Genomic DNA, 18,534 nt, shown 5'->3' with positions numbered 1-18,534 from the left:
GTGCGGGAGCGGTCGCCGGGGCGCGCGCCGGTGCCGCGGTCGGTTCCCGGTGTCACAGCTGCGCGACGCCGTCGAGCAGCCGGCCGATTTCGGCGTCGGTGTTGTAGTAGTGCACCGAGGCGCGGACCACCTCGAACGGCTTCTGCGCGCGGGTGTCGAACCTGGCGGCGGACGGCCGGGACACCATGGCGGTCACTCCGGCGGCCCGCAGGCCGTCCACCAGGTGCTGGGCGTCGCGGCCGTCCTTGGTGAAGGTGACGATGCCGCTGCGGACCTGCCCCCGGTCGTGCACCCGGACGCCGTCGAGCCCGGACAGGCCCGCGCGCAGCCGGTCGGCCAGGGTGTCGATGCGCTCCCGGATCGGGTCGAGGCCGAGGTCGAGGGCTTCGTCCACGGCCGCGCCGAGGCCGAGCAGGTCGGCGTAGCCGCGCTCCCAGCTCTCGAAGCGGCGGGCGTCGGGGCGGATCTCGAAGGTGTCGGGGCCGGTCCAGGTGGCGGCGTGCAGGTCGAGCACCGGCGGGTCGAGGCTGGTCACCACGTCCCGGTCGACGTACAGGAAGCCGGTGCCGCGCGGGCCGCGCAGGTACTTGCGGCCGGCGGCGGACAGCAGGTGGCAGCCGATCTGCCGGACGTCCAGCGGGAGTTGGCCGGCCGACTGGCAGGCGTCCAGCAGGTAGAGCGCGCCGGCCCGGCGGGCCAGCGCGCCGATCTCGGCGGCGGGCTGCACCAGGCCGTCGTAGGTCGGCACGTGGTTGACGGCGACCAGCCGGACGCCGCCCTGGTCGAGCATCTCGGCGAGGGCGTCGAGATCGACCTGCCCGTGCTTGTCGTCGGGGATCGGTTCGACGGAGACGCCGAAGCGCTGCTTGGCCTGGAGGAACGCCAGGCCGTTGGACGGGTATTCGCTGCGCGAGGTGAGGATGCGATCGCCGGGGCGGAACGCGATGGCGTAGAACGCCATGTCCCAGGCCCGGGTGGCGCTGTCCACCAGGGCGATCTCCTCGGGCCGGGCGTTCAGCAGGCGGGCCACCGAGGCGTACACCGCCTCCACCCGCTCGCTCTCCCGCTCGGCCGCCGCGTAGCCGCCGATGCGGTTCTCCAGTATCAGGTGGTCGATGACGGTGTTGGTGACGCGCTCGGTGCGCAGCGCGGACCCCGCGTTGTCGAAGAACGCGGTCTCGGTACAGCCCGGCGTCCGTGCCCGCAGGTGCGTGATGTCCATGGTGCCAACTCTCGTTCGGGCGGGCGCGGTCGCCCACCGCCGCGCTACTCCTACCCCGCGCACGGCGGCGGGCATGCCTGGCTCGGTGCCCGCCCCGTCGGGCCGGCGGGGCGTCAGGCGCCGGTCGGGAAGTGGCAGGCGGCTGTGTGGTCCACGCCGGGGGCGGCAGGGGTGGGGGGCGGCGGTTCGGTGGCGCAGCGGGTGCGCCGGTCGGGGGTGAGGGCGGCGTGGACGGGGCAGCGGGCACGGAAGGGGCAGCCGAGGTGGCGTTCGGCGGGGGACGGCGGGTCGCCGGCCAGCAGCAGCCGGGGGCGGGCCCGTTCGGCGGCCGGGTCGGGCAGCGGGACGGCGGCGAGCAGGGCGCGGGTGTAGGGGTGGCGGGGCTCGGCGAAGACCCGTTCCACGGTGCCGGTCTCGACGGTGCGGCCGAGGTACATGACGCTGACCCGGTCGGCCAGGTGCCGTACCACGGACAGGTCGTGGGAGACGAACAGGTAGGCGAGGCCGAGTTCGGCCTTCAGTTGCTGGAGCAGGTTGAGCACCCCGGCCTGCACGGAGACGTCGAGCGCGGAGACCGGCTCGTCGAGGACCAGCAGGTCGGGGCGGACGGCGAGGGCGCGGGCGATGGAGATGCGCTGGCGCTGGCCGCCGGAGAACTCGTGCGGGTAGCGGTCGGCGTGGGCCGGGTCCAGGCCGACCTGGCGCAGCAGTTCGGGGATCCGGCGGCGGGCCTCGGCGGCGGGGGTGTGCTGGGCGAGCAGGGGTTCGGCGATCACGTCGCCGACCGGCATCCGCGGGTCGAGGGAGGCGGCCGGGTCCTGGAAGACGATCTGGACGCGGGCCCGCAGGCGGTGCGCGGCGGCCCGGTCGAGGTGGGCGGTGTCCTGGCCGAGCAGGTCGATCCGCCCGCCCTGCGGGGCGGCCAGACGGAGGATCTCGTACAGGGTGGTGGACTTGCCGGAGCCGGACTCGCCGACCAGGCCGAGGGTCTCACCGCGCCGGATGTCCAGATCGACGCCGTCCACGGCGAAGGTCTCGCCGGTGCGGCGGCGCAGCAGGGTGCCGCGGTAGCGGGGGAAGCTGCGGGTGAGGCCGGTGACGGTCAGTACGCTCTCGCGTTCCTCGCGCGGCCGGGGTTCGGCGGCGGGCACCGCGGGGACGGGGTAGACCTCGGCGGGGGCGGGCCGGGTGGCGGCGAGGTGCTCGGCGCGCACGCACGCGGCCAGGTGTGCGCCGTCGCCCGCGAGTGGTGGTTCGGCGGTGCGGCAGCGGTCCTCGACCAGCGGGCAGCGGTCGGCGAACGGGCAGCCGGGGCCGCGCAGTTCACCGGCCACGGGCGGGCGGCCGGGGATCGGGACGAGTGGTCCGCCGCGGCCGTCGAGGCGGGGGACGGCGCCGATCAGGCCGAGCGTGTACGGGTGCCGGGGCGCGGTGAACAGCTCGTCCACCGGGGCGGTTTCGACGATCCGTCCGGCGTACATGACGGCGACCCGGTCGGCGCTGCCGGCGATCACGCCGAGGTCGTGGCTGACCAGGACGAGTGCGGCGCCGGTCTCCCGCTGGGCGGTGCGCAGCACGTCCAGCACCTGGGCCTGGATGGTGACGTCGAGGGCGGTGGTGGGTTCGTCGGCGAGCAGGATGTCGGGGTCGTTGGCGACGGCCATGGCGATCATCGCGCGTTGCCGCATGCCGCCGGAGAACTCGTGCGGGAAGGCGTCCAGGGCGCGGGCCGGGTCGGGGATGCCGACCAGGTCGAGCAGGTCGGCGGCGCGTTTGCGGGCGGCGGCCCGGCCGACGGCCTGGTGGACCCGGACGGCCTCGGCGATCTGGTCGCCGATCCGGTAGACGGGGGTGAACGCGGACAGCGGGTCCTGGAAGACCATGGCGATCCGCCGGCCGCGGATCTCCGCGAGCTGCCGGGCGGGCAGCCCGACCAGTTCGCGGCCGTCGAGCCGGACCGAGCCGCCGATCCGGGCGGTGCCGGGCAGCAGGCCGAGCACGGCGAGCGCGGTGACGGACTTGCCGGAGCCGGACTCGCCGACCAGGCCGAGGGTCTCACCGCGCCGCAGGTCGAGGTCGACGCCGCGGACCGCCGGGTGGTCCCCGAAGTCGACGGTGAGGTTGCGGACGGTGAGCAGGTCGGGGGTCACGGGGTGCTCCGGCGCGAGGGGGTGACGGTCTTGCGGTTCTGTGCCCGGCGGGAGGGCCGGCGTCCGGCCGCGGCGGTGGGGTCGAGGGCGTCGCGCAGGCCGTCGCCGACCAGGTTGACGGCCAGCACGAACAGCACCAGCAGGCCGGCGGCGAAGTAGAACAGCCAGGGGAAGACGGGGGCGTCGCCCGCGCCGGCCGCCAGCAGGGTGCCGAGCGAGACGTCGGGCGGGCGCACACCGAAACCGAAGTAGGAGAGCGCGGCCTCGCTCATCACGGCGCCGCCGACGGTGATGGTGGCGTCGATGATCAGGAAGGAGGAGACGTTCGGCAGGATGTGCCGCCAGATGATCCGGAACGGCCCGACGCCCATGAACCGGGCGGCGGCGACGAATTCGCGCTCGCGCAGGGAGCGCGTCATCGAGCGGATCACCCGGGCGGTGATCATCCAGTTGAAGACGGCGAGCAGCAGCACGAACGCGATCCAGCCGCTGCCGCGCAGCCGGGGCGAGATCACCGCGATCACCAGGAACGCCGGGAAGATCAGCATCAGATCGACCAGGAAGGTCAGCAGCCGGTCCGTCCAGCCGCCGAAGTACCCGGCGCAGGCGCCGACCAGCGAGGCCAGAGCGGTGGAGAGCACCGCCACCAGCAGGCCGATCACCAAGGACTTCTGGAGGCCTCGGACGGTCTGCGCGAACACGTCCTGGCCGAGGCCGTTGGTGCCGAACCAGTGCTGCGGGGACGGGGGTTGGCGCAGCGCGGTGTAGTCGGGGGTGGCGTAGTCCCAGGGCGTCAGGTACGGCCCGAGAAAGGCCAGCAGGAACAGCAGCGCCAGCACCACCAGCCCGAGGACCGCTCCGCGAGAGGCTGCGAGCCGCCGGGCCGCCAGCCGGAGCCGGCCTGCGGGTGCGGCGCCGGAGGTGGTTTCGGCGGTCACCGGGCCGGTGCCCGGGACGGACTCGGTGCTCATGCCGTCCTCACTCTGGGGTCGAGGGCGGCGTGCAGCGCGTCGGCGAGGAAGCCGGCGGCGAGGACGACCACGGCGGCGAAGAGGTTGACCGCGACGACCGAGTTGACGTCCTGTTCGTTGACGGCCTGGATGAACCACTCGCCCATGCCGTGCCAGCCGAAGATGGTCTCGGTGAAGGCGGCGCCGGTGAACAGGCCGAGGAAGGCGTAGGCGAACATCGTGGTCATCGGGATGATCGCGGTTCGCAGGCCGTGTTTGAGCAGGGCCCGGCCGCGGGTGAGTCCCTTGGCCTCGGCGGTGCGCAGGTAGTCCGCGCCGAGCACGTCGAGCATGGTGGAGCGCTGGTAGCGGCTGTAGGTGGCCAGGCCGCCGAGGGCCAGCGAGAGGGTGGGCAGCAGCAGGTGCAGGCCCCAGTCGGCGAGGTGGGTGCCGAGGCCGCCCGCCAGGTTGGGCGTCTCGTAGCCGGTGAACGGGATGACGTCGTGGCCGGCGGCGTTCTTCGCGGCGATGGCGCCGTTCTTGAGCAGCAGGGCGAGCAGGAACACCGGGGTGGAGAGCAGCACGAAGGACAGCACGGTGAGCGCCCGGTCGGAGAGCCGGTACTGCCGTACCGCGCTCCACGCGCCGGCGGCCACGCCGAGCAGCATGCCGAGCACGCTGCCGATCAGCAGCAGTCGCAGCGAGACCCAGATCCGGCGGCCGAACTCCTCGTTGACGGAGGTGTCGTGGATGGTGCGGCCGAGGTCGGCGTGCAGCAGGACACCGTCCGCCCAGGTGGCGAAGCGTTCGACCACGGGGGTGTGGTCGTTGAGGTTGAGCGCGGTCAACTGCCGGTCCACCGCGGCGGCGGAGGGTCGCGGCTGCTTGGCCTCGAAGTAGGCGCGCGGGCCGAGCGCGCTGCCGGTCAGCGCGTAGGCCAGGAACACCGCGGCGGTCAGCAGGACGACGTAGTAGCCGAGCCGCCTGGCCAGGTAACCCGTCACGGAGCCCCTCCGGCCTGGTTCGCACACCTGCGGAACATGGTCATTTGCCTTCGCTAGTACGGACTTTGACGCACTTTTGCGCAGCAGTTGTACGCCACGCCCGACCGGCCCGTCCAGGGTCGATCGCGTCGGCGGTTCGTCCGGTCCGGCGAACCCGCTGGTCACAGCTGATCAGACGGGTACGGACGGGGTGTTGCGGCGGTGTTTCACTCCGTTTCGTTTCGATCAGTTCCGCGCATCACCCTGGTGGGGGCAGCTGATGGGCTGTTACGTTCGGCCCGCCGGTATCGATTTGGCTGCCCACGATCAAGCGCCGCCACACCTGACGACGGCCACTGGCTCTTCGAAACCCTCCGAAGCCCCCCGAAGACCCCGCGAACCCCCCGAACCCTCCGAAAGCCGAGGACTCCGCCGATGGACACATCGCCCGCCACCCGTCGAATCGGCCGCGCCGCTGCCGCCGCTCTCGCCGCGCTCCTGGCCGCGACCGCCTGCAGCAGCAGCCAAGGCGGCTCGGCGGACGGCGCCACCAAGACCGTGGTACCGACCGTGGACGCCGAGGACAACAACCCGCAGCCGCTGGAGAACATCAGAGACGGCGGCGAGCTGCGCGAACCACTCCAGCAGTGGATCACCCAGTGGAACCCGTACCAGGTCGACGGCACCTACGGCGACGCGGTCGAGATCATGGGCTACCTGGAGGCCAAGCTCTTCCGCTCCGACGCCCAGGGCGTCTACCACCCCGTCCCCGAGTACCTGGTCTCCGCGCAGGTCACCTCCACCTCGCCGCAGGTGGTGACGTACAAGCTCAACCCGAAGGCGGTCTGGTCCGACGGAACGGCAATCGGCTACCGGGACTTCGAGGCGGTCTGGAAGTCCTCCAACGGCAAGGACCAGGCGTTCAACCTGGCCGACTCCTCCGGCTACGAGCAGATCTCCGCCGTCGAGCAGGGCGCCGACGCCAGCGAGGTCAAGGTGACCTTCTCGGAGCCGTACGCCGACTGGCAGAGCCTGTTCAGCCCGCTGCTGCCGGCCTCCGGGATCTCCACCCCGCAGGCCTTCAACGAGGGCTGGATCGAGAAGGTCCCGGTCTACGGCGGCCCGTTCGTCCTGGCGAACGCCGACAAGACCGCGCAGACCATCACCCTGACGCCCAACCCCCGCTGGTGGGGCCCGAAGCCGAAGCTGGACCGGATCACCTTCCGGGTCCTCGACGCCGCCGCGATCACCCAGTCCTACCTCAACAACGAGATCGACTTCGCCTCGGCCGGCACCGCCGCCTCCTACGGCCAGCTCAAGGACGCCAAGGACTCCGTGATCCGCACCGGCACCCCCTGGGACGAGGTGCACATCTCCTTCGGCGGCAACGGGGCGCTCGCCGACCAGAAGGTCCGCCAGGCGCTCGGCAAGGCGCTGGACCGGGCATCGCTGATCAAGGTCGCCAACAAGGGCGTGCCCGTGGAGTTCAAGCCGCTCGACAACCACCTGTTCATGACCAACCAGAGCGGCTACCGGGCCAACGCCGGCGACTGGGTGACCTACGACCCGGCGACCGCCAAGAAGTGGCTGGACGAGGCGGGTTGGAAGGACTCCGGCGGCACCCGCAGCAAGGACGGGCAGCCACTGGAGCTGCACTACGTGATGAGCGACGGCTCCACCCAGGCGCAGGCCGACCTGGCCACCGCCACCCAGAACATGCTCCAGCAGGTCGGCGTCAAGCTCACCATCGACAAGGTGCCCAGCAAGGAGTACTTCTCCAAGTACATCGACCAGGGCAAGTTCGACCTGGCCAGCTGGCGCAACACCGGCTCCTTCCCGCTCTCCAAGACGGTGCCGATCTTCCGCGCCCCGCAGGGCGACAACGTGTTCGGCAACTACTCGAAGCTGAGCACCCCCGAGATCGACGGCCTGCTGCGCAAGGCCGCCGCCACCCTCGACCCGGCGAAGGCCGCCGAGCTCTACAACCAGGCCGATGTGAAGATCTGGGAACTCGGCCACACCGTCGAGCTCTACCAGCGCCCCAGCATCGTCGCCGTCCGCAAGGGCCTGGCCAACTACGGCGCCGGAAGCCTCGCCGACACCGTGATCACCTCGGTCGGCTGGCAGAAGTAGCTCCGCCGTGGACGCCCCGCCACGCGCTGCGACGGGGCGTCACTTTTCCTGCTACCGGCGGTGCTTGAAGTCCTCCAGGGCCTGTCGGACGGTCTCCGTCATGGCCTGGCTCCCCACGTGCCCGGAGTCGTCGAAGATGTGCAGCTTCGCGTCCGGCCAGGCCTTCGCCAGCTCCCACGCGGTCTGCGCCGGGCAGCCCATGTCGTACCGGCCGTGCACCAGCACGCCCGGGATGCCCGCCAACTTGTGTGCATTGCGCAGCAGTTGGTCCTCCTCCAGCCACGCGCCGTTGCTGAAGAAGTGCGAGCAGATCCGGACGAAGGCGATCCGGTCGTCCATCTCACGGTTGCTGTACATCCCGGGGATTCCGTTCGGCTCCCCCTCGATGACCGCGTCCTCCCACGCCAGCCACTCGTTCGCGGCCTTCTCCCGGACCGCCCGGTCCGGGTGCTCCATCAGCCGCGCGTACGCCGCGAGCAACTGGTAGACGTCACCGCCGCGTTCACTCTCCGGGACGCCGTCACGGAACCGGTCCCACGCCTCGGGCCGGAACCCGCCGACGCCCCGGTAGAGCCAGTCGGTCTCGGCGCGGCGGGTGGTGGTGACCGCCTGGATGACGATCTCGCCGACCCGCTCCGGGTGCTGCTGCGCGTACGCCAGGATCAGCGTCGATCCCCAGGACGCGCCGTCCAGCAACCACCGATCCACACCGAGGTGTTCACGCAGCCGCTCGATGTCGTCGATCAGGTGCTGCGTGGTGTTCAGCGCCATGTCCGCCGCCGGGTCACTGGCGTGCGGGGTACTGAGCCCGCAGTTGCGCTGGTCGTACCGGATCACCCGGTAGCACTCCGGATCCCACGCCCGGGTCGGCCGCTTCGGAAACCCCGCCCCGGGCCCGCCGTGCACGTACAGCGCGGGCTTGCCCTCGGGGTTGCCGAGCTGCTCGTAGTAGATGCGGTTGCCGTCTCCGGTGTCCAGGAAACCACTGTCGTAGGGGTGCATCGGCTCGTAGAGATCAACCATGACCGTCGATCCTAGGACGTGGACCGCCCGCACCGCTCAGCTTTTCTGACCTGCCGTCAATCCGCCCGGGCAGGCGGTACTTCACCCACAGCAGAACGGCGCTCCCTTCCCCTCGCGCGCGGGATGTCTACGCTGAAGAGGTGAGCACTCAAGGCCAGAACGAAGCCCGTGTCATCCCGCTGCGCCCGCAGGGCGGGGGGGCCAAGCAGCCGCCGGCGCCGAAGGAACCGCTGTGGCGCGATGTGGTGGGCGGTGTGCTGCGGCGTGAACGGCTCGCCCAGCAGCGGACGTTGAAGGACGTCTCGGAGGCGGCCCGGATCTCCATGCCGTACCTGTCGGAGCTGGAGCGCGGCCGCAAGGAGGCCTCCTCCGAGGTGCTCGCGGCGGCCGCCCATGCGCTGGGGCTCGGGCTCGGCGATCTGCTGTCGCTCGCCCAGGACGACCTCGTCCGCTACTCGCAGATCCGCCGCGCCGCGCCGGCCACTCCGTACAACGGGCTGTGCCTGGCTGCCTGATGAAACGCGGGTGAGTGCGAAGCCGGGGGCGGGAGGTACCCCCCCGTGCCCCGGTTTCGCACCCCTCGCACCCGCTCGCACCCGCTCGCGCCCCTGATGTGCATTCACCTGGGTCAGACTGGAAGCAACCGCCGGCTCAGCACCTCGTCGGCCAGGCCGTAGGCGACGGCCTCCTCGGCGGTGAACACCTTGTCGCGGTCCATGTCCGCGCGCAGCGTCGCCGGGTCGTGGTGGGTGTGCCGGGCGAGCACCTCCTCGACCTGCGAGCGGATCCGCAGCATCTCCTTCGCTGCCAGGCTCAGGTCCGAGACCGTCCCCTGCCGCCCGCCGCTGGCCGGCTGGCCGAGCAGCACCCGGGAGTGCTGGAGCACGAACCGCCGCCCCGGGTCGCCGCCGGCCAGCAGCACCGCCGCCGTGGACGCCGCCTGGCCGACGCAGAACGTCGAGATCGGCGACTGCACGAAGGTCATGGTGTCGTAGATCGCCATCAGCGAAGTGAACGATCCACCGGGCGAGTTGAGGTAGATCGCGATCTCCTCCCCCGGGCTCGCCGACTCCAGGTGCAGCAGCTGCGCGATCACCACGTTGGCCACGCCGTCGTCGATCTCGGTGCCGAGGAAGATGATCCGCTCGTTCAGCAGCCGGCTGAACACGTCGTAGGAGCGCTCGCCCTGAGCGGTCCGCTCGATGACGTAGGGAACCGTGTACGAGCCCATGTCACAGCCCCATCCGTCGGCGGTTCGCGGCCGGGCGGATGTCGGCCAGCGACTCCACCACCTGGTCCACCATCCCGTACTCCAGGGCCTGTTCGGCCGTGAACCAGCGGTCCCGGTCGCCGTCCCGGGCGATGGTCTCCGCGCTCTGGCCGGTGTGCGCGGCGGTGATCCGCTCGATCGCCTGCTTGGTGAACTCGAGGTTCTCCGCCTGGATCGCGATGTCCGAGGCGGTGCCGCCGATGCCCGCCGACGGCTGGTGCATCATGATCCGCGCGTTCGGCAGCGCGAAACGCTTGCCGGCGGCGCCCACCGTCAGCAGGAACTGCCCCATGCTGGCGGCGAATCCCATCGCCAGCGTCGAGACGTCGTTCGGGATCAGCCGCATGGTGTCGTAGATCGCCAGGCCCGCCGTCACCGACCCGCCCGGGCTGTTGATGTACAGGCTGATGTCGGTGCGCGGGTCCTCCGCCGAGAGCAGCAGCAGCTGCGCGCACACCCGGTTCGCCGACACCTCGTCAACCTGGGTGCCGAGCAGGATGATCCGCTGCGCGAGGAGCTGCGCCGCGAGGTGGTCGTCGAAGCGGCTGGGCGGCGTGTCGCCGTCCTCCGCGCGGGGTTGGAGCGAACTCATCGGGGTCTCCTCGTCGGGGCCGGAGTACGTCGTTCACTCCACTGTTCACCCCGCACGGCCCCCGGCAGACGCTTCTCTGCCCGCCGCAGATTCGCCGACGGCAGAGCCCGCCGGCTCAGACCCCGGGGGCAGGGCGCACCGTGATCCCGTTGCGCTCCAGCAGCGCCGCCGTCACCCCGTCGCCAGGCACCAGCACACCCGCGAACGAGCCGTCGTACACCGCGCCCCGGCCGCAGGACGGACTCCTGGGCATCAGCACCGCCTCCGTGCACCCGGCCCGCTGCGCCGCGACCAGCGCCCGCTCGGCCCCCGCCACGAACTCCGCCGTCACATCCTGCCCGCCGTCGTCCACCACCCGCGCGGTCCCGTCCAGCACGTCGTACCCGTCGCCCCCGATCAGCTCCGCCGGGGGCCGAGGGGTGGGCAGCCCGCCCGCCACCTCGGGGCAGAACGGCACCGCCCGCCGCCCGTCCAGGAGCTCCGCGAGCGCGGGCGACGCCTTGTCCCGCCCGTCGAACCGGCACGGCACCCCGCGCAGACACGCACTGACCAAAATCGCTTCCACCCACCCAGGCTACCGGGCCCCACCCCCACCCGACCCCGCCCCTGACCTGCCGGAACCTTCAACCGGCCACCCGCCGCACTGGCGGGCCGTCAGGCCTTGCCGGTGGCGGCGACGGCTGTCAGGCCGCCTTCGGTGGGGCCGTAGACGCGGCCGCCTCCGGCCCAGAGGGGGACGGTGAGGGAGATGGTGGGGGCCTGGAAGTCGTAGGTCCAGCGGGCGGTGCCGGTGGCGGGGTCGAGGGCCCAGGTCTTGCCGTGGAGCCAGAGGTAGAGGGTGTCGTCGGCGAACTGGGCGCCGAGGTTGGTGACGAGGGCGCCGGCGGGGAGGGTGCCGGCCCAGCGGACGGTGCCGTCGGTCGCGTTCAGGGCCTGCACCCTGAGGGTGAGGGTCTTGTAGTCGATGCCAGCGGCGAAGACGGTCGATCCGTCGGTGTTCGCCACGACCGCCTGGTAGGTCATGGTGGCGTCGGTCTTCCACGCCACCGTCCCGTCGGCCGGGTTGAGGGCGTAGACGCGGTCGGCGAGGTAGAGCAGGTGGTCGCCGGCCGAGGTGTGCGGGCCGTCGGTGAAGGTCTGGAAGAGGGCTGCCGTGCTGGGGGTGGTACCGGGCGGGCTCTGGTGCCAGGCCGAGATGCCGGCGTCCTGGGTGTCGAGCCCGGACAGGGTGGACGTGCCGTTGGACATCTCGGTCCGCTCCCAGAGCAGGTGGGTGCCGGTGGTGGGGACGGCGAGGCGGCCGCTGCCGAAACCGGAGGTCGGATATCGCTGCTCCCAGCGCCTCGTGCGGGTGGCGGTGTCCACCGCCCACACGAACATCGTCTGGCCCGCGACCCCGACGGCCGAGCCGTTGCCCTGGACGTAGAGGGTGCCGTCCAGGACGCCGCAGACCGCGCCGACGGTGGCGCGCATCGCGGCGTCGGTGTACGTCCACGCGGTTTCGCCGGAGGCCAGGTCGATCGCCTTGAGGGAGGTGCGCATGCTGAAGTTCGGAGGCGCGCTCTGCTCCCAAGTGAGGTAGTAGCCCTTGCCGTTGGCGGCGACGACCTGCCCGAGTGTCGGGGCCGGCATGCTGCCCTGGGCGGTCTTCGGCGCCCAGCGGGGCTTGCCGTCGCGGTCGAACCCGCGAATGGCCTTGGCGTCAACGGTGAGGATGCTCTCGCCGTCACCGACGATCTGGGTGAGCTGTTCGGACACGGGCACCGTCCACAGCGCGGTGGCGATGTTGGTGGTGTCCAGCGAGCGTTCCGGGTTGGTGAGGTCGGGCGCCGGTGCCGAACCGCCTTTCGCGGTGGCCGACTTGTCGGCGGTTCGGCCCATCGTCAGGTACACCGCCGTCCCGCCGCCGGCCAGCGCGACCGCTCCGCCGGCCAGCCCGTACAGCAAGGTCCGCCGCGTGGGACGCTTCGACTCCGGCTCGGCGGGCGGCAGTTCCATCGTGGGCGGAAGCGGCGGCGGTGGCAGCGTGGGCGCCAGGACGGCCGCCGAGCGCTCGACGGCGGCGAGCAGCGTGGGGTGCAGCCAGGCCCCGGGAGGCAGCGGTTCGAGCCGCTGGGAGTCGACGAGTTGGCGGGGTGTCGGCCGGTCGGCCGGGTCCTTGGCGAGGCAGGCGGCGACCAGTAGCCGCAGCCCGGCCGGGACGCCGCTCAAGTCGGGTTCCTCGGCCGCGACCCGGCGGACCACCTCGATGGGATGGCCGCCGCCGAACGGGCCCGCGCCGGTGGCGGCGTGCACCAGGGTCGAGCCGAGCGAGAAGACGTCGGCGGCGGGGCCGGCCGGGCGGGCGAGGGCCTGTTCGGGCGACAGGAAGGAGGGGGTGCCGAGGATGACACCGTCGGCGGTGAGCACGCTGTCGTCGGCGGCGCGGGCGATGCCGAAGTCGATGACGTGCGGGCCGTCGAGGGCGAGCAGGACGTTGCTGGGCTTGATGTCGCGGTGGACGAGTCCGGCGGCATGGATGGCGGCGAGTTCCTCGGCGATCCCGGCGGCAAGGATGCGCAGCACGGACTCGGGGAACGGCCCGACCAGGCGGACGGCCTCGTCGAGCGGGATGCCGGGGATGTACGCGGTGGCGAGCCAGGGCAGCGGCGCGTCCGGGTCGGCGTCCACGACGGGGGCGGTGAACGCGGAGGACGCGGTGCGGGCGGCCGAGACCTCACGCCGGAAGCGGGCCCGGAACCGCTGGTCGTCGGCGAGTTCGGGCCGGATCAGCTTGATCGCGACGGTCCGGCCACCGGCCGACCGGCCGAGGTAGACGGCGCCCATCCCACCCGCGCCGAGTCGGCCGAGCAGCAGGTAGGGGCCGACGTGCGCGGGGTCGGTGGGTGCGAGCGGGTGCATCGTCGTCAACTCGCTTTCGCAGATGGGTCGGTGAGGATCGACGGGCTCGGGGTAGCGAGGCACGGGCGTCGGGCGCCGGGCGTCCGGATCACGGTCAGGGGGCTGCTCGGGGCGAGTGGGTGCATCGTCGTCAACTCGCCTTCACAGGAAGGGTAGTGAGGATCGAGGGATGCGAGACGGCGAGGCGACGGGCGCCGCGCGGCGGCCGTCCGGATCAGCGCCCCGGGGGCGAGCGGGTGCATCGTCGTCAACTCGCTTTCGCAGGCGGGGCGGTGAGGATCGACGGGCTCGGGACGGCAAAGCATCGGCGCCGCACAGCGGCCGTCCGCATCAGCGCCACGGGGCCGTTCGGACCAAGCAGGCGCATCGTCGTCAACTCACCTTCGAAGGAAGGGCGGTGAGGATCGAAGGACTCGGCGCGGCGACGTACACCCGTCCAGAGCCGGCCGTCCAGACCAGCGTCGCGGGGTCGGTGTCCTTGTAGCCGGAGTACTTCCAGCGGGGTTTGCCGGTGGCGGGGTCGAGGGCCCAGACGACCGCGTCGCGGCCGATCCGGTAGAGGGTGTCGTCGGCGTAGAGCAGGTCGGCGCCGTATCTGCCGGTGCCGGTGCCGGTGCCGTCGGGTGGGAGGGGGGTCTTCCAGCGCGGGGTGCCGCTTTTCAGGTCGAGGGCGCCGATGGAGAAGTCGCCGTCGCTGTCGGTCCATTGGCAGTACAGCAGGCTGTCGTCGGGTCCGTGTGCGAGGGCGCTGCCGTGCAGGCGGGGGATGGTGATGCCGGGGGCGTTCCAGGTGGGTTTGCCGGTGGCGGGGTCGAGGGCGGTGAGGGCGCCGTCCTTGTCGGGGGTGAGGAACCAGCCGCCGCCGGCGGCGATGCCGAAGGATTGGATGCCGGCCTGCCAGGTGACGGTGCCCGAGCCGTCGATGGCCTTGAGGCGGTCGGCGCTGGAGACCAGGATCCGGTCGCTCCCGGGCAGCAGGGCGGCTTCCACCAGCAGTGCGCCCTCGCCGTGGAACCAGGCGGTGCGCCGCCCGGCCAGGTCGATCGCCCACACGTTGCTGCCGTCCTGGCGCTGGCCCTGGCCCAGGCCGATCACGTACGCGGTGCCGCCGCGGATCCCGGCGAAGCGGAGCACCCCGGCCGCGTGCGGCTGGTCGAGCGTCACCTTCCCGTCGGTTTTGCCGTTGGTCGGGTCGATGGCGAGCAGGACGGTCGTCATGCCGCCGGGGACACTCGTGCCGCCCGTGCCGGCCATGCCGCCGATGCCGGCCAGTTGGATGCGGTGGCCGTCGAACCCGGCGACGGGGCTGGACTGGGACGGGTCGAGGGCGAAGGTGACGCCCGTCGTGGCGGCGTCCAGCGTCCACGTGGGCTTGCCGTCGTCGCCGACCGCCCAGGCCTGCCGGGTCGTGATGCCGACCACCGCGCCGTCCAGCGACAGCAGTTGGGCGCACGGCAGGGTGACCTGCCGGTTCTGCCAGAGCGGGACGGCTTCCTGGACGTCCGCGCTCGGCCGCACCGGCGGGGCGGCTTGTTTGCCGGACGCGCCGTCGTCGCGGCCGCGGTCGATCAGCGCGACCGCCGTGCCCGCCGCACCGGCGAGGAGGACGGCGCCGCCGAGGCCGAGCAGCGTCCGGCGGCCGAGCCTGCGCGACGGCGCGAGGCCGGGCGGCACCTGGTCAACGGGTGCGGGCTCGGGGGCGTGCGGGGGCATCGGCGGTGGTGCGGGCGGCGCGGTGAGCACGGCGCGGACGGCGCGCACCTCGGTGGCGACGGCGGGTGGCAGCCAGCCGTCGGGGTCGGCGGGGTGGCCGGCCTGGGCGACGTGGGCGACGAGTTGGCGGGGTATCGGCCGGTGCACGGGGTTCTTGGCGAGGCAGGCGGCGACCAGGGCGCGCAGCTCTGCGGGCAGGTCGCCGAGGTCGGGTTCGGTGTTGACGATCCGGAACAGCACGGCCGCGCCGGCGCCCTCGCCGAACAGGTTCCGGCCGAGGGCGGCGTACGCCAGGGTGGAGCCGAGCGAGAACACGTCGGCGGCGGGGGTGAGCGGATCGCCGAGGGCCTGCTCGGGGGACATGTACGGCGCGGAGCCGATCACCGAGCCGGTGGTGGTCAGTCCGCTCTCGTCGGCGGCCCGGGAGATGCCGAAGTCGATGACGTGCGGCCCGTCGAGGGCGAGCAGGACGTTGCCGGGTTTCAGGTCGCGGTGGATCAGTCCGGCACGGTGCACCTCGCCGAGCGCCTCGGCGAGTCCGGCGGCCAGCGTGCGGACGGTGGCGACGGGCAGCGGGCCGTGCCGTTCGACGGCCTGCCGCAGCGACAGACCGGGGACGAAGGCGGTGGCCATCCACGGCAGGGCGCCCTCGGGGTCGGCGTCCACCACGGGCGCGGTGAACGCGCCGGAGACCCGGCGGGCGGCGGCCACCTCCTGCCGGAAACGCTGCCGGAACCCGGTGTCCTCGGCGAGCTCCGGCCGGACCACCTTGACCGCGACGGCCCGCCCGCCGGCCGACCGCCCCAGATAGACCGCACCCATGCCGCCGGCGCCGAGCCGGCCCACCAGGGTGTACGGCCCGACCTGGCGCGGATCGGTCGCGTCGAGTGCTTGCACCTGCCTGTCCCTTCCCCGTCGGGTGCGCGGTTCCGAACCCTACGGTCTGTGGCGGGGGCGAGGCAGCCGATCACACCGAATCCTCACCCGGGCAGGTGTTTTGGCGTTGCCTCAGGTCGGTACGGCCCGGTGGACGAAGCGCGCGGCCCGGACACGGTTTCTCCAGCGCGAGGCGGGCGAGGATCGGGCCGACCCGGCTCTTCACATCCACTTCGCCCAGGCCGGGGGCGTCACCGGTCCGGGCGCGGACGGCCAGCACCAGCACCTGGGGTTCCCGCTCGGCGAGCAGCTCGACAGACGGACTTTTTACCAACGCATCGTCAAGTGTTGGCAGAAGGACGGGCCGCAACGCGGCGAGCGTGTCGATCAGACGGCGGGCGACGCCCGGGGCGCGCACCGACTCGGCGTCGGGCGGCGCGGTCGCGTGGCGCGTCTGCTGGATCAGCACGGCGGTGGCTCGCTCGCTCCAGGAGTTCGCGGAGTGCGGCGTCTTCCGGTGACCAACGCCGCCGGCCATCGCACGCGGCCCGGCCCTGCGGGGCTCCCGCACCGCCTGACCGCCCGTCGAACCGTGCGGTCTCGGGCCATTGCCGGGGCGCGCAGCGGACAGGCGGGTGGGAGGGCGCGCGCTAGCCTCGGCGGCTCGACCGGCCGTCGCGGATGGCGGCGGTGTGCGAGGAGCCGAGGGTCTGGTGACGATGAGACGCAGTGCGACCGAGGAGTCCGCCTGGGCGCCGCTCGGGGAGAAGGTGTTCCGGGCGCTCTGGGTGGCTCAGTTCGTGTCGAACGTGGGCGGCTGGATGCAGACCGTCGGCGCGCAGTGGCTGCTGGTCGGGCACGGGGCGGGGCTGGTGTCGCTGGTGCAGGTCGCGGCGGGGCTGCCGGTGCTGCTGCTCGCGCTGCCGGCGGGCGCCCTCGCGGACCTGGTGGACCGGCGCCGGCTGCTGCTGGTGGTGCAGGCGGCGATGGCGGCCGTCGCCGCCGTCCTCGCGGTGCTGGCGCTGCTGGGGGTGCTCGGGCCGTGGCTGTTGCTGCTGCTCACCTTCCTGCTCGGCTGCCTGGCTGCGCTGAACGGCCCGGCCTGGCAGGCGGTGCAGCCGAGCCTGGTGCCGCGTGAGCAGTTGCGGCAGGCCTCGGCGCTGGGTGCGGTGAACATGAACGTGGCCCGCGCGGTGGGCCCCGCGCTGGGCGGCCTGCTGGTCGCGGCGGCCGGGGTGGGCTGGACGTTCGCCCTCAACGCGCTGTCGTTCCTGGGCATTCTGCTGGTCCTGCTGCGGCGCTTCCCCGATGGCCCGGCGCCCGTCCGGGAGCGGGAGCGCGAGCAGGTGCTGGCGGCGCTGCGGGCCGGCGGGCGGTACGTCCGCCGGGCGCCGGGGGTGCGGCGGATCCTGTTGCGCTGCGCGCTGTTCGTGCCCGGCGCGGCGGCGCTGTGGGCGTTGCTGCCGGTGGTGGCGGTGCGGCGGCTGGGCCTCGGCTCGTCCGGGTACGGCCTGCTGCTGGCCGCCGTCGGGGTGGGTGCGGTGGCGGGCGCGGGGGCGCTGCCGCGGCTGAGTGCCCGGCTGCGCGGCAACGGTGTGCTGGCGCTGGCGGGGCTGCTGACGGCGGGCGCGCTGCTGGTGGTGGCGCTGGCCGGGAACGCCGCGCTTGTGGGCGTGGCCCTGGTGGGCGCGGGCGCGGCCTGGATCTGGGGGCTGTCCACTCTGAACGCCGCCCTGCAACTGGAGTTGCCGAACTGGGTGCGGGCCCGCGCGGTCGCCTTCTACCTGCTGGTCTTCCAGGGCGGCAACGCGCTGGGCGCCCTGGTCTGGGGCCAGTTGGCGCAGCACGCGGGCCTGGTCCTCGCGCTGACCGTCCCGGCCGCCCTGCTGCTCCTCGGCGTCCTCTCGCTGCGTCAACTCCCTTTGCTGGACGGCCAGGTGGACCCGTCGCTGTCCGACAGCTGGCCGGAGCCGCGGCTGATGGTCGAGCCCGCGGCGGCCGACGGCCCGGTGCTGGTCACCGTCGAGTACCGGGTGACGGAGGACCGCGCGGGGGCCTTCGTGCGGGCGATGGACGAGGTCGAGGCGTCCCGGCGGCGGACCGGCGCGGTCAGCTGGGGCCTGTACCGGGACGCGGCCGAACCGGCCCGGTTCGTCGAGACGTTCACGGTGGCCTCCTGGGCCGAGCACCGGGCGCAGCACCACGAACGGTGGACCGGCATCGACCACGCCTTCGAGCGCACCGCCCGGGCGCTGGTGACGGGCGAGCCGGTGGTGACCCACGCGGTCACCGCCCGGGCGGCGGGGTGAGGCACCGTCGGCCGGTGGCCCCAGCGACCCGACACGGCGTCAACTTCCCTGCCCGGACGGGCGCCGGTGGGCGCCGAGATAGGTGAGGACGGCGAGGACACGCCGGTCGCCGTGGTGACGGCGACGCTGCTCGGCACCGTGATCGCCACCGTCCGCCTGTCCACCGGCTCGGTCTGGGCGGCCATCGCGGCGCACCTCTCGCTCAACGAGTTCGCACTGCCGCTGACCCGCGAGGTCTCGGACCGGCTCGTCGATCCGCTGCTCGCCGGCCCCCTGAGCATCTCGACCTGGCCCGCAACGACCCAGGCGGTGCTGGGAGCCTGGCTGACCCACCGCCGCCGCACGGCGAGGGCGGCAGCGGCGTAGGCCGGAGCGCGACGAGACCCCGCTGCTCGGACGGGCAGTGGGGTCT

Annotated in this window: 15 protein-coding genes; 4 read left to right on the top strand and 11 right to left on the bottom strand. The window is 73.0% G+C overall.

The genetic code is table 11. From position 1 onward, the window contains the following. Positions 1-52: 52 nt before the first annotated feature. From ACZ6R9_RS14725 to ACZ6R9_RS14710, 4 genes are all read right to left on the bottom strand, one after another. Positions 53-1,222, bottom strand: coding sequence for an aminotransferase class V-fold PLP-dependent enzyme (locus tag ACZ6R9_RS14725; protein ID WP_465538423.1), 1,170 nt, complete (start codon positions 1,220-1,222; stop codon positions 53-55). Positions 1,223-1,335: 113 nt separating this feature from the next. Continuing rightward, the gene (locus tag ACZ6R9_RS14720; protein ID WP_465538422.1) at positions 1,336-3,372 is read right to left on the bottom strand and encodes a dipeptide ABC transporter ATP-binding protein; all 2,037 of its coding nucleotides are present in this window, start codon (positions 3,370-3,372) and stop codon (positions 1,336-1,338) included. Continuing rightward, positions 3,369-4,343, bottom strand: a complete 975-nt coding sequence (locus tag ACZ6R9_RS14715) for an ABC transporter permease (RefSeq protein ID WP_465538421.1) — start codon at positions 4,341-4,343, stop codon at positions 3,369-3,371. Before ACZ6R9_RS14715 ends, ACZ6R9_RS14720 begins: the two co-directional genes overlap by 4 nt. Next, positions 4,340-5,326 (bottom strand): ABC transporter permease, encoded by a 987-nt coding sequence (locus ACZ6R9_RS14710; protein ID WP_380478057.1) that lies wholly within the window; start codon positions 5,324-5,326, stop codon positions 4,340-4,342. The genes ACZ6R9_RS14715 and ACZ6R9_RS14710 overlap by 4 nt, the downstream gene beginning before the upstream one ends. 414 nt (positions 5,327-5,740) lie before the next feature. Between ACZ6R9_RS14710 and ACZ6R9_RS14705 the strand changes: the two genes are divergently transcribed. Next, a complete protein-coding gene (locus ACZ6R9_RS14705) occupies positions 5,741-7,438 on the top strand; it encodes an ABC transporter family substrate-binding protein (protein ID WP_380478058.1) in 1,698 nt (565 codons plus the stop codon). Positions 7,439-7,489: 51 nt separating this feature from the next. Here ACZ6R9_RS14705 and pip read toward each other — a convergent pair whose 3' ends face one another. Next, a complete protein-coding gene (gene pip, locus ACZ6R9_RS14700) occupies positions 7,490-8,461 on the bottom strand; it encodes a prolyl aminopeptidase (RefSeq protein ID WP_465538420.1) in 972 nt (323 codons plus the stop codon). A gap of 140 nt (positions 8,462-8,601) precedes the next feature. Between pip and ACZ6R9_RS14695 the strand changes: the two genes are divergently transcribed. Further along, positions 8,602-8,976 (top strand): helix-turn-helix domain-containing protein, encoded by a 375-nt coding sequence (locus tag ACZ6R9_RS14695; protein WP_465538419.1) that lies wholly within the window; start codon positions 8,602-8,604, stop codon positions 8,974-8,976. A 113-nt stretch (positions 8,977-9,089) separates the two neighbouring features. Here the strand turns inward: ACZ6R9_RS14695 and ACZ6R9_RS14690 are convergent, their stop codons facing one another. From ACZ6R9_RS14690 to ACZ6R9_RS14665, 6 genes are all read right to left on the bottom strand, one after another. Continuing rightward, complete coding sequence (locus ACZ6R9_RS14690; RefSeq protein ID WP_380478061.1) at positions 9,090-9,692, bottom strand: ClpP family protease; 603 nt, start codon at positions 9,690-9,692, stop codon at positions 9,090-9,092. Between the two features lies 1 nt (position 9,693). After that, positions 9,694-10,323 (bottom strand): ClpP family protease, encoded by a 630-nt coding sequence (locus ACZ6R9_RS14685; RefSeq protein ID WP_465538418.1) that lies wholly within the window; start codon positions 10,321-10,323, stop codon positions 9,694-9,696. A gap of 115 nt (positions 10,324-10,438) precedes the next feature. Continuing rightward, on the bottom strand, positions 10,439-10,888 hold the full coding sequence (locus tag ACZ6R9_RS14680) for a 2-thiouracil desulfurase family protein (RefSeq protein WP_380478063.1): 450 nt from the start codon (positions 10,886-10,888) through the stop codon (positions 10,439-10,441). 89 nt (positions 10,889-10,977) lie between these two features. Next, positions 10,978-13,224: a protein kinase domain-containing protein gene (locus ACZ6R9_RS14675; protein WP_465538564.1), complete on the bottom strand. Its 2,247-nt coding sequence runs from the start codon at positions 13,222-13,224 to the stop codon at positions 10,978-10,980. 372 nt (positions 13,225-13,596) lie between these two features. Continuing rightward, the gene (locus tag ACZ6R9_RS14670; RefSeq protein ID WP_465538417.1) at positions 13,597-15,834 is read right to left on the bottom strand and encodes a protein kinase domain-containing protein; all 2,238 of its coding nucleotides are present in this window, start codon (positions 15,832-15,834) and stop codon (positions 13,597-13,599) included. A gap of 70 nt (positions 15,835-15,904) precedes the next feature. Next, positions 15,905-16,282 (bottom strand): hypothetical protein, encoded by a 378-nt coding sequence (locus ACZ6R9_RS14665; RefSeq protein WP_380478065.1) that lies wholly within the window; start codon positions 16,280-16,282, stop codon positions 15,905-15,907. 250 nt (positions 16,283-16,532) lie between these two features. On the opposite strand from ACZ6R9_RS14665, the gene ACZ6R9_RS14660 reads away from it, so the two are divergent. Together ACZ6R9_RS14660 and ACZ6R9_RS14655 are read left to right on the top strand one after the other, a co-directional pair. Next, complete coding sequence (locus tag ACZ6R9_RS14660; protein WP_465538416.1) at positions 16,533-18,122, top strand: MFS transporter; 1,590 nt, start codon at positions 16,533-16,535, stop codon at positions 18,120-18,122. Positions 18,123-18,188: 66 nt separating this feature from the next. Then, complete coding sequence (locus ACZ6R9_RS14655; protein ID WP_465538415.1) at positions 18,189-18,488, top strand: CPBP family glutamic-type intramembrane protease; 300 nt, start codon at positions 18,189-18,191, stop codon at positions 18,486-18,488. The last annotated feature ends 46 nt before the right edge of the window (positions 18,489-18,534 follow it).

It is taken from the genome of Kitasatospora sp. NPDC048662, from assembly GCF_055587065.1.
This window is presented reverse-complemented; position numbering and strand designations above follow the sequence as displayed.